General features: G+C 34.2%; 11 protein-coding genes, 1 tRNA gene and 3 pseudogenes. 10 read left to right on the forward strand and 5 right to left on the reverse strand.

All coding sequences use genetic code 11. From position 1 onward, the window contains the following. The coding region (locus BBB02_RS05690; RefSeq protein WP_127464318.1) for an Rpn family recombination-promoting nuclease/putative transposase at positions 1-651 on the reverse strand (651 nt) is incomplete at its 3' end. Further along, positions 648-1382, reverse strand: coding sequence for a group II intron maturase-specific domain-containing protein (locus BBB02_RS05695; protein ID WP_245970066.1), 735 nt, complete (start codon positions 1380-1382; stop codon positions 648-650). The genes BBB02_RS05695 and BBB02_RS05690, both read right to left, overlap by 4 nt. A 142-nt stretch (positions 1383-1524) precedes the next feature. On the opposite strand from BBB02_RS05695, the pseudogene BBB02_RS05700 reads away from it, so the two are divergent. Both BBB02_RS05700 and dcd read left to right on the forward strand, forming a co-directional pair. Continuing rightward, a pseudogene (locus tag BBB02_RS05700) lies at positions 1525-2190 on the forward strand (potassium transporter TrkG); the annotation flags it as partial. Positions 2191-2261: 71 nt separating this feature from the next. Continuing rightward, positions 2262-2819, forward strand: a complete 558-nt coding sequence (gene dcd / locus BBB02_RS05705; RefSeq protein WP_006012513.1) for a dCTP deaminase — start codon at positions 2262-2264, stop codon at positions 2817-2819. 155 nt (positions 2820-2974) lie between these two features. Here dcd and BBB02_RS06580 read toward each other — a convergent pair. Continuing rightward, positions 2975-3315 (reverse strand): annotated as a pseudogene (locus BBB02_RS06580) (transposase); the annotation flags it as partial. Positions 3316-3330: 15 nt separating this feature from the next. After that, positions 3331-4566, reverse strand: a complete 1236-nt coding sequence (locus BBB02_RS05710; protein WP_017532543.1) for a metallophosphoesterase family protein — start codon at positions 4564-4566, stop codon at positions 3331-3333. A 190-nt stretch (positions 4567-4756) separates the two neighbouring features. Here BBB02_RS05710 and BBB02_RS05715 point away from each other — a divergent pair. The 8 genes and pseudogenes from BBB02_RS05715 to BBB02_RS05750 all read left to right on the forward strand — a co-directional run bounded on the left by BBB02_RS05715 (position 4757) and on the right by BBB02_RS05750 (position 13021). Further along, positions 4757-4844 (forward strand) — tRNA-Leu (locus BBB02_RS05715). Positions 4845-4864: 20 nt separating this feature from the next. Continuing rightward, a complete protein-coding gene (locus BBB02_RS05720) occupies positions 4865-5950 on the forward strand; it encodes a GTP cyclohydrolase II (protein ID WP_127464237.1) in 1086 nt (361 codons plus the stop codon). Between the two features lie 72 nt (positions 5951-6022). Continuing rightward, a complete protein-coding gene (locus BBB02_RS05725) occupies positions 6023-6703 on the forward strand; it encodes a VirB8 family type IV secretion system protein (protein ID WP_007302609.1) in 681 nt (226 codons plus the stop codon). After that, positions 6690-7480: pseudogene (gene virB9 / locus BBB02_RS05730) on the forward strand (P-type conjugative transfer protein VirB9). The gene BBB02_RS05725 and the pseudogene virB9 overlap by 14 nt, the downstream one beginning before the upstream one ends. A 16-nt stretch (positions 7481-7496) precedes the next feature. Next, a complete protein-coding gene (locus BBB02_RS05735; RefSeq protein ID WP_127464238.1) occupies positions 7497-9008 on the forward strand; it encodes a TrbI/VirB10 family protein in 1512 nt (503 codons plus the stop codon). A 1-nt stretch (position 9009) separates the two neighbouring features. After that, the gene (gene virB11, locus BBB02_RS05740; RefSeq protein WP_127464239.1) at positions 9010-10005 is read left to right on the forward strand and encodes a P-type DNA transfer ATPase VirB11; all 996 of its coding nucleotides are present in this window, start codon (positions 9010-9012) and stop codon (positions 10003-10005) included. Positions 10006-10035: 30 nt separating this feature from the next. Further along, positions 10036-12108 (forward strand): type IV secretory system conjugative DNA transfer family protein, encoded by a 2073-nt coding sequence (locus tag BBB02_RS05745; protein ID WP_127464240.1) that lies wholly within the window; start codon positions 10036-10038, stop codon positions 12106-12108. Between the two features lie 100 nt (positions 12109-12208). Next, positions 12209-13021 (forward strand): P44/Msp2 family outer membrane protein, encoded by an 813-nt coding sequence (locus tag BBB02_RS05750; RefSeq protein ID WP_127464241.1) that lies wholly within the window; start codon positions 12209-12211, stop codon positions 13019-13021. A gap of 37 nt (positions 13022-13058) precedes the next feature. Here BBB02_RS05750 and BBB02_RS06660 read toward each other — a convergent pair whose 3' ends face one another. Continuing rightward, positions 13059-13181, reverse strand: a complete 123-nt coding sequence (locus BBB02_RS06660; RefSeq protein ID WP_006012551.1) for a hypothetical protein — start codon at positions 13179-13181, stop codon at positions 13059-13061. Positions 13182-13204: the final 23 nt, after the last annotated feature.

Here is a 13204-nt window from a genome sequence, read left to right on the forward strand (position 1 = left end):
ATGGCCGATTAGGATGCCTTCTTGTCTACCTTTATGAGTAGCATTATCGAGTTTTTGAGCAAGGACAGCCTGTTCATCACGAATACGTTTGATCTCTTGTTCGTAGGCTATAAATTCTTTTTCTGACCAGTTGAACCTATTTAGTTCTTCATATGCTCTTTCAATTATTAGATCACTTCCTATTATTCTCTCTAGCTCTTCTTCACTAGTTTCATCTGCATATCTAAAGAAGTAGACCCATTTTTCAACTATACTTGAAAGCTGATCTTCTTTGGTTTTTGGAAATTTAGGTAACTCAATAAATATAAAGTAAAAATCTTTTAGATCATGCTCATTAGTATCTTCATCGCGAATAGTATGCTTTGATTTGTACTCAGACTTATCAGGAAATAAAATACAGTCTGCTATAGCAATAAAGATAATTTCCTTAAGGTCATGATATTGATCGCCTTTATCAGCCTGTCTTGAATAGGCTTTAGCAGCATAGTATTGAGCACGTTTTTCAAAGCCCTTAGTTTTAGCGACCTGGTCAGGTAAGGAAGCAGTATTACTACTACCCCCTCCCTTAGAAACGCAGCATGCAGGTTTCCCCACACTACGCTTGAGCCCCTTATCTAAGTTCTTCTTTTCTAGAACCGGCTTGTCCTTCATGATTCCTCAGGAAACATCATTCTTAATGGTGACACCAACAGTAGAGAACCTTCTCTTGAGAAAGAGCTTGCTAACATTCTTGTTCGTTTCACTCTCTCATCAAAATACTTTTTCCATTTTAAGTCAAGGGGATTTGCATCCGCTCTGATTTTAACATGTCGTCTGATAGGTATATCAATCAGCTTAAGCAGTCTTAAATACCGTATCTCTTTTGGTTTGTTCTTGCATATGGGTGCAGCAAAGACCCATTGGCGTTGACCCATTACTTTGAAGTAACGATTCTTTATCCAACGTAATCCTTTACGAGGATGTCTTTTCTTTGCCCATTTCCATAAACTATGCCAAATTTCATTGTCGATTTTTCTAAACGCTTTTTTAGCACACACATGGTGATAGTAATTTCCCCATCCTCTCAGTAGAGAGTTAAGTGACTTAATTACTATAGCCTGAGTGTTTGCTATATTTGCTTTTATCAATGTACGTGCTTTATTAAGAAGTTTTTTAATACTTTCTTTAGAAGGTTTAATAATTAACTTCTTATTATATCTACGTACATTACAACCAAGAAAGTCAAACCCTGTTGTAATAAATGTAATCTTTGTCTTCTCTTCTGACAGAGCTAAACCTCTCTCATGAAGGAAAGATGATACTAATGGCTTAACTTCATTTTCCAGTAGTTCACATGTAAAACCTGAAATAATAAGGAGAGTAGACCAGCGGAACTTCCCCACCAGTCTCTCGCAGAACTGTACGGAAACCTCTCGGTTTATACAGCTCCCATTATTTAGCCCTTTGATCCTAACCCAAGTGTCCAATGATAGAAAATATTTGGAGACCTCTTTCTCACTTTTCCTAGAAATTGCTTTGCTAGTCTTCCATGATCTCGTCTCTTACTTTATTAAGATAGTTGTTATCTCATCTTTGCTTGCTTGTTTTTGGTTATATAAAAATTTTGACTTAGGAGTATTTTTATCATTTAGGTACAGCACATTCACCATTACCTCCTTTATCACATCAACTGGCTATGTAATGTGCAACTACTTGAATTGGAGCTTTATTTCAGTCTTAGCTTTCTTTTTAGCCTTTATTGGTGGATGTGGTGGTTCTGCTAGTGGTGGAATCAAAATCTTCCGTTTAGTCATTTTTCTAAAATCTATAAGGAATTACTTTAGCTCTTTATTAAATCCAAGTGAAAGCGATAGAGTAAAACTCAATGGTAAAATACTGGAAAATGATGAAGTTCAATCCGTCTTTACGTTTTTTGCGATTTACATGTTAACGTTCACTATATCATCAATAATGATGTCTTACTTGAGCAATGCGGACTTTATAACTAGCATCAGCTCTGTTTCTGCAATGCTTACAAATTCTGGCCCAGGATTTAGTAACCTAATAGGTCCTTCAGGTAATTATTCCTCCTTTAGTGGTGGAGTAAAGCTATTTCTATCGTTTTTGATGCTGCTTGGCAGGCTTGAAATATTGCCAATTTATTTTTGTATAGGTAGTTTATACTGGAAACTTTGCCATTCCAGAGTGTAACGCTAATTCAGGTTTACATTTAAATTCTATTACATATTATTATAAGTATTACAAAACTTTAAAGGACAATTATGGCAGTTATGCCAGATAAATGGATAAGGGAAAAGGCTGAAAACTCTAGAATGATAGAGCCTTTTGTGAATCATAAAAGCAGTAAGGGTGTTGTATCTTTCGGATTATCATCTTATGGCTATGATGCAAGAGTTAGTAATAAGTTTAAGATTTTTACTAATGTTAATTCAGCTATTGTAGACCCCAAGAATTTTTCTGAGAATAGTTTCATAGATAAGGAAACAGATGTATGTATAATTCCACCAAATAGTTTTGTACTTGCCAGCACAGTGGAGTATTTTCGTATACCAAGGAATGTACTGGTAATTTGTGTTGGTAAGTCAACTTATGCAAGGTGTGGTATTATAGTAAACGTTACTCCCTTAGAACCTGGATGGGAAGGTCACGTCACACTTGAATTCTCGAACACCACTCCACTTCCTGCAAAAATTTACGCTAATGAAGGCGCATGCCAATTTGTGTTTTTAAGCGGCGAAAGTGAATGCGAGAAATCATATGATGATATGAAAGGAAAATATATGAACCAACATGGTATCACTTTGCCGTTAGTTAAGTGATTACTTTAGATGCATTTCTTTATTAATTGATAGCCTTTCAAGCCGCTAATACTGATTGCATTTGCCTAGTTACAAAAATAATGTCTGTGCTAAAACATGCTCATATATAGCTCTTTTTCTAATAGTTCGAATAGCTGGATATTCTTTCTGGCTCAATTTTTTATAACAAACCAATGGTTTGATTAAAATCAGGAGAATGTGTAGGCAGATATATAACTTCAGCACCGACACTTTTAACAAATTCACTTTTTTTCTATGAAAAGTTGCATTATCCAAAATCACCCAGCAAAAAGTTTGAACTAGCTATTAAAAACGTCTGTATCGCAGTAGCCTTCAAAAATCATAGGCGCCATAATTTTTCCCTTATTCAAAGCTGCAATCATACTAATACGCTGACTTTTGTGTTATCAATTCCAGATTAGTCGATATATACAAGAATTTCAGTGTTTTTTGTTGCTATGAGTTTTTTAAGCTCAGCACGTTTTTTCTGCGTCCTTAAATAGTCCTAATTTTAATTTGTTTTAAGTTTAAAGTCTTTCGTTAGGTTTGCAGAATACATTTCCTTATTATCTTGGTTATAGAAAGTAAATTTGTGATCGTCTAAACCTAATATTGCAAAGCCAAAGCCGAAAAAGTTTCTAACTTCGTGTGCTAAGTAATTTCTACTATTTGGATAGTTAAATTCTACGTTTTGATAAACAGGTTCTTGATCTTGAGCGTGTAATAATGCACCGCCGTTTCCAACTATAATCTGATCTGGAACATTATCCATTAATAAAATCTGGGCTATATGAATGTGGCCAGAAACTATGGTAGTAACATTGCTTGGAAATTTATCTCCAAAAGCTTCAATTTGTGTAAGATTACCATGGCTTTTTAATGTCAAAAATTCTTTTTTTGGAGATCTCCAAAGTGGTTTATGAGTCAAAAACCACGTGGGCTTATCTTGTATCAATTTATCAAACTGCCTCTCAAAAGCATCAACTGTGCTTTGGGTTGTAAAAATTTCCTCACCGGATGAAGAGTCGAAGATAAAAAACTTCATCGGCCCAGCATCTAAGAACCAACTGGAAATAAGATCTTCACATTTTTGAGGGGAAAAGGGGTATGAATCTAAATATCTGAACCATCCTTCATAAGCTCTATTACAACTCTCATGATTTCCACGAACAAAAAGAAAAGGAGATTGTATTAAAATATCTTTTGCAGGCTCAAACCAATCAGCGTACCAAGCTTCTTTGCTATATCCATAAATATCGCCGCACTTTTTTGTGTTTCTACATTTTGTTTGTCTATAATGATAATCACCAACATGGATAATTAAATCTGGTTTATGAAAAGCGATTGAATCTAAATTTTTTTTCAAAGGCCAGCTATCTACAGAATTACATTCTTGCTGAAATAACATATTTATTCTACATCCTGTATCGCCAATGAAGGCAATTTTGCTGATCTTTTCCGCTAATACGGGAACTTTTATATTGTCAATACTAATGTTTTGAGCATTTGTTTCTACTATCAGTTCACAAACTGTTTCGGTATTGTTAATTGAGCTGCGACTTAGCATTTCTACTTCCTTATTATCGACGTAAGCAATGGGACACATGTTATTGTCTATAATCGCACGTATGCTTAATTTATTTTCTGGAATGATTTGAGACCATGTGTACAATATTTGTGCATGAGTGGAGTGAAAGCTAATTGTAAGAGATAGAATTAAAAAAATGAAGATATTAGCTACTTTCATTTGTATAAAGACCTAAATTAAGAATTAGTATTAAGATTATCTTAAATGATTAAAGTTTGTAACCATAAAATTCATAGTTAAATTATACAGGCATTTCCTAAATTATCCTAGTATCAGATTGACACTTTAGATGAAAAACCCTAAAATGATTAAGTAATTTAAAGTAATTATATATAAACTAGAATAAAGTGCGGTCGTGGTGGAATTGGTAGACACGCAGCGTTGAGGTCGCTGTGGCTCACAAAGCCTTGGAAGTTCAAGTCTTCTCGACCGCACCAAGTTGTTTGGTGTAGGTGAAATGTTTATAGGAAATCAAAGTAGAAATAAAGTAGAAAGGGCCATCAGTGAAGTCAGGCGTGGTCTTCCAATTTTAATATATGATGATGAAAATAACTATCTATTGCTTGCTGCTGCTGAAACTTTAGAAAAAAATTTATTTAGTCAATATAAGCTTATATCAGGTAATGTGTATGTTACTTTGACTGCAAGTAAGGTAAAATACATATGTCAGAGTAAAGAACATAGTAGCAAACGTCTGTTGATAAGCAATTTTGATGAACTGCTCCATTTAATAAACTGTTCAAAGGAAGGTAGCATAAAAGAGTTGCAATGCTCAAAGACAATAGATGCGTATGCTGTTGCCTTGCTTAAGTTCTCAGAATTATTGCCATACGCGTTAGTGGCTGATATGACGTTTGAGAATAAACATGAAATGCGAAATTGGTGTGAAGAAAATGACATTATTGTACTAAATACGTTACTTGTGAATGATTTTCAACAAAATCATAGTGTGTATGAAGTGTGCAAAACATCATTATTTTTAAAACAGACTCAAGAAGTAGATATCATATCTTATAGAACCAAAAGTGGCGGAAGAGAACATTATGCAATTATCATTGGCAATCCAGATAAAGATAATGAGCCATTAGTGAGAATTCATTCTGCATGCTATACAGGAGACTTATTAGACAGCTTATCATGTGATTGCAGAAGCCAGTTACATCAAGCGATTCAAATAATGACCGACTTTGGGAATGGCATTATATTATACTTGATGCAAGATGGGAGAGGCATTGGTTTAACTAATAAGTTAAGAGCATACAGTATGCAAAGAAAATATAATCTTGATACTGTTGATGCAAATAGAGTATTGGGTTTTGAAGATGATGAAAGGAGCTTTGCTGTTGCAGCTAAAATACTTAAGAAATTGAACATTAACAAAATACAATTACTTACAAACAATGGTAGAAAGTTATCAGAGTTGAAAAATAACGGTATAGAAGTTACAAAGTGTGTACCACTTATTATGGAACGCAATGAATATAATGATTCATATATGGAAACAAAATTTGGCAAGTTAGGCCATGGATTAAGGGTTTATTAGCTTTTTTGTTATAACTACTTTGTTAGCTTGCTATGTTAATTAATATAAGTTAAGATTTTTAAGAATATTGAGATGCTGAAATTTTTAAAACAAGAAAAAAGTAATGAGTCATTGGATAAGGATATAAATTGGAATTCAAGTCGCTATAGCACAGTTGTTGCTCAGAGAAATACTTTACTTTTATTTACATTAATATTACTAGTTGCAATTTCTATAAGCATATTAGCTATATTTAAAATTAGCACAAGTAGCACTATTGAGCCATTCGTTATAGAAATTGATAAAAAGTCAGGCATAGTGCAATTGGTTGATCCTGTTACAGTAAAACAATATTCTGCAAATGAAACGCTGAACGATTATTTTATTTCAGAGTATATAAAAGCAAGGGAGGTTTTTGACCCATATAATTATAATTATAATTATTATACAAAAGTAAGGTTGTTTTCTTCGCCTAGTGTATATAGTGAATTTAGCAATTATATAAAATCGCAGAATATGAATGACCTTTTTAATTTATATTCAGATGCTAAAGGTGAGTTGAAAATTCGTTCAATTCAAAAATTAGGTAATGATGCTCTTCAAGTGAGATTTTCTATAGAATTTACACGAAAAGATGGAAATTCCTCAAGGAAAAATAAGATAGTTGTGATGTCGTATAAATATGCATCGCTTGAAATGAATGATCAGCAAAGATATATTAACCCGTTAGGGTTTCAAGTTATTTCATATAGAGTAGATGATGAATATGTGTAGGATATTGTTAGTTTTAGCTTTACTAATAAGTGGCAACTTAAATGCATCTATTAATAATAAACCTATTTCTGTAGATAGTAGAATAAAGACTTTTGTATATAGCCCTAATGAGGTGTTTACAGTAATTTTTAGTCAAGGTTACTATTCTTATATTGAGTTTGCAGAAGGGGAAAAAGTCAAAAATATTGCTGTTGGTGATGCATCAAGTTGGAAAATTAATCCTTATGATAATAAACTGCTTGTCATGCCATTTGAAGTCAGTAGTCGCACTAACATGATTATTACGACAACTAAAAAGAGAAATTACATTTTTGATCTAATTTCAAGACCAAATTACGATAAATACCCAGATACTGATGCTAAAAAAGTGGATCATGATTATTCCGTTGAAAAGGATATATCTTACGTAATACGTTTTTATTATCCTCAAGAAGAAGATGAATTTGATGTTGATTTAGATGAGGTTTCTTTACCTACTCAAATGCAATACATTACAGAAAATCCAGAAAAAATAATACAAGAAAATAATACGAGGTACAACTATACATATATTGATGAAGGTGGTAACGTAGATATAGTTCCAATTGAGTTATTCGATGATGGTTATTTAACCTATTTAAAGTTTAGAAATAGTAATAAAATTCCTCAGATTTTTATAGAAGAGAATCCTGTAAAAGGCTGTTATTTGATGATTATGTTGTAATAAAAGGAGTACATAAAAAGCTATTAATGCGTTATGAAGGTAGTGAAGTTGAAGTTATAAATAGGTCACTTTAGTTGTGGTACATATAATATGAGTAAAGAAAGGCATAATAGTGTAGAAGATGAATCAGAGATAGAAAGCAAGGTAGTAACAGTTGGCTCTAATCAAGGTTATAAGGCATTGATGATAGTTATGGTGGCGCTCTTAGTTGGTGGAGTGTACTATCTTTATTTTAGTCCTTCTAATAAAGAGGGTCCAGAGATTGTTAAAAAAGAGGAAACAAAGCAAAACATTCAAGAATTGAAAGGAAAGTTAGAACAAGTTCCAGATAATGTAGTAGTTTCCGAGAGGATAGCAACTGATCTCTTGCCACCCTTACCTCCTCTTCCTATTCCACAAGTCATACCAGAAGTAAAACAAATCAAAAAAGAGGAAGTGACAAAAAAAGAAGAGCAACTAAAAGAAATTCCCTTGTCAAATATACCTGTTTTACCAAAGCAAAATTTTCCTTCTGGTAATGTTATTAGCAATTTGCCTACTTCATTTCCTACAATAGGGGGTGGCGGTTATCCTAGAGAAAGACGTAGTGCACAAATGTTAGCAATTTCAGGTAGTAGCGGGAAAGATAAAGCTACAGATGCTGTTTTATCCAATACCTCAGCACAATCGAGCAAAGCTACCAAAGCTGGAAAGCTTGGTTTAATGATTATTCAAGGTAAAGTTATTGACGCTATTCTTGAAACTGCAATAAGTTCTGACTTACAAGGAATGCTCCGTGCTGTTGTTAGTAGAGACGTTTATGCAGAAACTGGTGATACAATTTTAATACCAAAAGGTTCAAGGTTAATAGGTGGTTATTCATTCGACTCAAATGTTGCAAAAGCCCGCGTGAACATAAATTGGAATAGGATCATTCTTCCTCATGGTATAGATGTTGCTATTGCATCATCTGGTACCGATGAGCTTGGAAGGGCAGGGATAGCTGGAATAGTTGATAATAAAATAGCAAGTGCATTATTCTCTTCAGTGGCACTTGCTGGTGTTTCGATTGGTTCAGCTGTTGTAGGACAAAAAGCCTCTAATCTTATCGATGCGCTAACTGCCATGGATGCAGTGAAGTCTATTACTGCAACTGAAATAGATATTTCTTCTCTCAAAGGGGCTATTGTTGAGAGATTGGAGAATTCTATCAAAACTGAAGTTGGGAAGGTAGGAGACGAAAAATGGAAATTGGGTATTAGGGCTATTGAAAAAATTCGAAATGCTAAAAGTGATCAGGATTTGCTGAGAATAATAAAGGAAGAAATAGTAAGTGTGATAAAAAGTTCTGGAGCTAGTGGAGTTGATACAATTACTAGTGATAATATCGGTATAACTTTAGGCGATGTACGTCAACTGTTGAGGCAAACTCAGGAAAAAAGCAAATCTGTTTATGATGAAGCAATTGGGAAGTCAATCAATGATTTTTCCAAAGACATGCGAGATATAGTTGATAGGAGTGTAGATAAAAAACCAACTATTTATGTTAATCAAGGAACTGCATTGAAAGTATTTGTTAACCAAGATATAGTATTTCCTCCACAGTCAATATTAAATAACTGAAATGAACTATGCTGCACTTGATACATACTTGGAGCCATTACAAGGGATATTTCAAGAGGAAGGTGTAAATGAAATATCAATAAATAAACCGAAGGAAGTATGGATTGAAAATCGCGGTGAAATAAGATGCGAAAAGTTAGAAATATTTGATCTTAATCATTTAAAATCTCTTAGCAGGTTGATTGCTCAAGCTACAGAACAAAAACTGAGCGAAGAGACACCGCTGCTTTCAGCTACATTACCAAATGGTTATCGTATACAGATAGTGTTTCCTCCAGCATGTGAGCCTGATAAAGTAGTCATTTCAATTCGTAAACCTTCTTCTATGCAATTGGCATTGGATGATTATGAAAAAATGGGGGCTTTTTCTAACACTGTTATAGGAGTGACCGATAATCCAGTAGATCGTCACCTAGATTTGCTACTGAAACAAAAAAAAATAAAAGAGTTTTTAGAATATGCTGTAATAAGTAAGAAAAATATCATAATTAGTGGTGGAACTTCCACTGGTAAAACCACTTTTACTAATGCTACTTTGCGTGCTATTCCATCTGAAGAAAGAATTATTACTGTTGAAGATGCAAGAGAGATAGTTTTGAATGATCATCCGAATAAAGTCCATTTAATTGCTTCTAAAGGAGGAGGTCAGGGTAGGGCAAAAGTGACCACTCAGGATCTGATAGAGGCATGTTTACGTTTAAGACCAGATAGAATAATAGTTGGTGAGCTGCGTGGAGCAGAAGCTTTTAGTTTTCTTAGAGCAATAAACACTGGCCACCCAGGGTCAATATCAACTCTTCATGCGGATAGTCCGGCAATGGCTCTTGAGCAAATAAAACTTATGGTTATGCAAGCAAATCTTGGCATTCCCCCAGATCAGATCATACCATACATTAGAAATGTAATTGACATTGTTATTCAACTCAAAAGGACCATTGGTGGAAAAAGAAGCATTTCTGAAATATTATTTACTAGATCTTCAAATGAAAATACTTAAATTTATACGTAAGTTAAGAAAAAGTAGTTTATGAGTAATGGAAATCACCTACGCAATATTCTCATAGGAGGTGTAGTATCTTTTAGCATACTTGAATTTTGCTTCTATTTGTCTGGTATATTATTCTACCTGTTTGTTGACGGTCCAGATGGTGTAGATTTTAGAGCAATTAATCCTAGCTTGACACCTTTTCCTCAAGCTCTCTGGCCGACAATTTTTGATCATATACAATATTGTTGGCATCATCCAGAGTTATATAGCTTTGAGCTCAAAATTAAATTAGTTGTATCTTCTGTACTGCCTCAAATTGTTTTGATGATTATTTTGTGGAATGTGAGAGAAAGACTAATTGAGTGGCGGCCATTTAAAAAGAAAGAATCACTTCATGGAGATTCACAGTGGGCATCAGAGAAAGACATACGAAAAGCGGGATTAAGAAGCAAAAAAGGTCTATTGCTTGGTAAAGATAAAAGAGGATATTTTATTGCTGATGGGTTTCAGCATGCATTGCTCTTTGCACCTACAGGCTCTGGTAAAGGTGTTGGTTTTGTAATTCCTAATTTGTTATTTTGGAATGATTCGGTAATTGTGCATGATATAAAATTAGAAAACTATGAAATAACAAGTGGTTGGCGAGAGCGACAAGGACAAAAAGTATATGTATGGAACCCAGCTCAGCCAGATGGGGTAAGCCATTGTTATAATCCACTGGAATGGATTAGTGAAAAACCTGGACAGATGGTTGACGATGTGCAAAAAATAGCTAACCTAATCATGCCTGAACAAGATTTTTGGCAAAACGAAGCAAGAAGCTTATTTGTTGGGGTGGTACTATATTTACTTGCTGCACCAGAGAAAGTTAAATCTTTTGGTGAGGTTGTGCGTACGATGCGTAGCGATGACGTAGTTTACAATCTTGCTGTAGTTTTGGACACAATGGGTAAAATAATACATCCGGTAGCGTATATGAACATTGCAGCTTTTTTGCAAAAGGCTGACAAAGAAAGATCAGGTGTTGTGTCAACTATGAACTCATCGCTTGAATTGTGGGCAAACCCATTGATCGATACTGCAACTACATCAAGTGATTTTAATATTTTGGATTTTAAAAAGAAGAAAACTACAGTTTATGTTGGTTTAACTCCTGATAACTTAACTAGGCTCAGGCCTTTAATGCAGGTTTTTTACCAACAGGCAACTGAGTTTTTATGTAGAAAATTGCCATCAGATGATGAGCCTTACGGCGTATTATTTTTAATGGATGAGTTTCCAACACTTGGAAAAATGGAGCAATTTCAAACGGGCATAGCATACTTTCGTGGCTATCGAGTAAGGTTATTTTTAATTGTTCAAGATACTGAACAGCTTAAAGGAATATATGAAGAAGCAGGAATGAACTCCTTTTTATCAAACTCAACCTATAGAATAACTTTTGCAGCCAATAATATTGAAACGGCTAATTTGATATCTCAGCTTATAGGAAACAAAACTGTACAACAAGAATCATTAAACAAACCTAAATTTTTAGACTTGAATCCTGCATCAAGATCATTGCATATCTCTGAAACACAGAGAGCATTGCTCTTACCTCAAGAAATTATTATGCTGCCACGTGATGATCAGATAATTTTGATAGAATCGACTTATCCAATTAAGTCAAAGAAAATTTTGTACTATAGTGATAGCACATTCACAAGAAGGCTGATTAAACCAACACGTGTGCCTACACAAGAGCCATATGATCCAAACAAGGTCTTTTCTGCTGCTAACAAAGATAAGATTAGTAATGAAGAAGAGAGTAATGCTATTGAAGCTGCTGATTATCCTGTTGAAGCTAAAACTGAAGATGCAATATACGATGAGCCAGAGATTGAAGATGGATTTGAAGACGAGGATATTGATGATAAGTTTGAAGGTGGTGATGGGTTTGATGATGAGGAAGACGATGATGGGTTTGATGATGAAGACAGTAAGGATGAATTTTACGATGATGATGAATGTGACGATGATGATGAATTTGAAGATGATGATGAATTTGAAGAGGATGATGAATTTGAAGATGCGGACAAACTAGACGGCAATAAAATCGAGGATAGAGGTTAATTTTACCTATTTTTTAGCTTAGAAAATAATTAGTTTTTTCATATTAAATCATTTTTAATTAATTAGTACTAGATTAGCTATTTTAACTAGAGGAATAGTCATGATGAGTAAAAAAACATTAGCAGTTACAGCACTTGCTTTATTGTTGTCACAACAATCTTTTGCAAGTGAAACAGAAGGATTTTACTTTGGTGGTGGATATTACGGTCAATATTTGAACTTGGGTAAGTTGAAAGCAAAAATTGGAGATAAAGATGCTAAAGATGATAACCGTGTATCTATAAATGACATAGACGCTCAGAGAACAGAAGGTCAGTTAATAAGTAAGTATAAAGGAGATTATAACCCACCTTTTGCTGCAAATGTAGCACTTGGTTATACAGGAGAACTAGGCAATAATAGCTATAGAGCTGAATTAGAAGGAATGTATTCTTCTGTGAAAGTAGATAATGTTGGTTTAACAAGCGGCCAGATGACAATATCGTACACAGAAGGTGGCAATCGATATGGATCAATTATTAACCATGACAAAATTGAGAACATATCTGTAATGGCAAATGTTTATCATCATTGGAAAAGTGAGAGTTTCTCTTTTTCTCCTTATGTTGGTATTGGAGTTGGTGCAACAAGAACGACAATGTTTGAAGAATCGTCAATAAGACCTGCAGGTCAATTAAAGGCTGGCTTTGATTATCATATAAATGAAGATGTAAATATGCATATTGGATATAGAGGTTTTGGTGTTATTGGTAGCAGTGAATACAAACCGGAAACTTTAAAGTTGGATGCTAAAACAAACAAAATGGCTCAACAAACAGGTGATAATAAAATGACTACTACCATACAGAACAGCTTTTTTCACACACATGGTATAGAAGCTGGACTCACTTTTCATTTTGCCAGCAAAGCTTAACTCTGATAGAGACTATTTTCCTGGTAGCACGTCTGCGTTACACGACTGTAGCTGCTAACCAGGTGACAACTTTCTCGTTATCTGAATATTTTCTTTCTTGTAATTCAGGCTCTTTTTTTTCAGTTCCAGCGTGTAGCGCTGGAACAACAATAAAGAACATATAAAGAATGGTTATGCAAGAAG

Origin of the sequence: Wolbachia endosymbiont of Bemisia tabaci (assembly GCF_003999585.1) — a bacterium.
Taxonomy (GTDB): Bacteria; Pseudomonadota; Alphaproteobacteria; order Rickettsiales; family Anaplasmataceae; genus Wolbachia.

What these genes read in the sequence shown, in the direction of transcription:
- BBB02_RS05720 (WP_127464237.1), top strand. Translation starts at nt 4,865, where the DNA reads ATGTTTATAGGAAATCAAAGTAGAAATAAAGTAGAAAGGGCCATCAGT.
- virB11 (WP_127464239.1), top strand. Translation starts at nt 9,010, where the DNA reads ATGAACTATGCTGCACTTGATACATACTTGGAGCCATTACAAGGGATA.
- BBB02_RS05735 (WP_127464238.1), top strand. Translation starts at nt 7,497, where the DNA reads ATGAGTAAAGAAAGGCATAATAGTGTAGAAGATGAATCAGAGATAGAA.
- BBB02_RS05710 (WP_017532543.1), bottom strand. Translation starts at nt 4,566, where the DNA reads ATGAAAGTAGCTAATATCTTCATTTTTTTAATTCTATCTCTTACAATT.
- BBB02_RS05725 (WP_007302609.1), top strand. Translation starts at nt 6,023, where the DNA reads ATGCTGAAATTTTTAAAACAAGAAAAAAGTAATGAGTCATTGGATAAG.
- BBB02_RS05745 (WP_127464240.1), top strand. Translation starts at nt 10,036, where the DNA reads ATGAGTAATGGAAATCACCTACGCAATATTCTCATAGGAGGTGTAGTA.
- BBB02_RS05750 (WP_127464241.1), top strand. Translation starts at nt 12,209, where the DNA reads ATGATGAGTAAAAAAACATTAGCAGTTACAGCACTTGCTTTATTGTTG.
- dcd (WP_006012513.1), top strand. Translation starts at nt 2,262, where the DNA reads ATGGCAGTTATGCCAGATAAATGGATAAGGGAAAAGGCTGAAAACTCT.
- BBB02_RS06660 (WP_006012551.1), bottom strand. Translation starts at nt 13,181, where the DNA reads ATGTTCTTTATTGTTGTTCCAGCGCTACACGCTGGAACTGAAAAAAAA.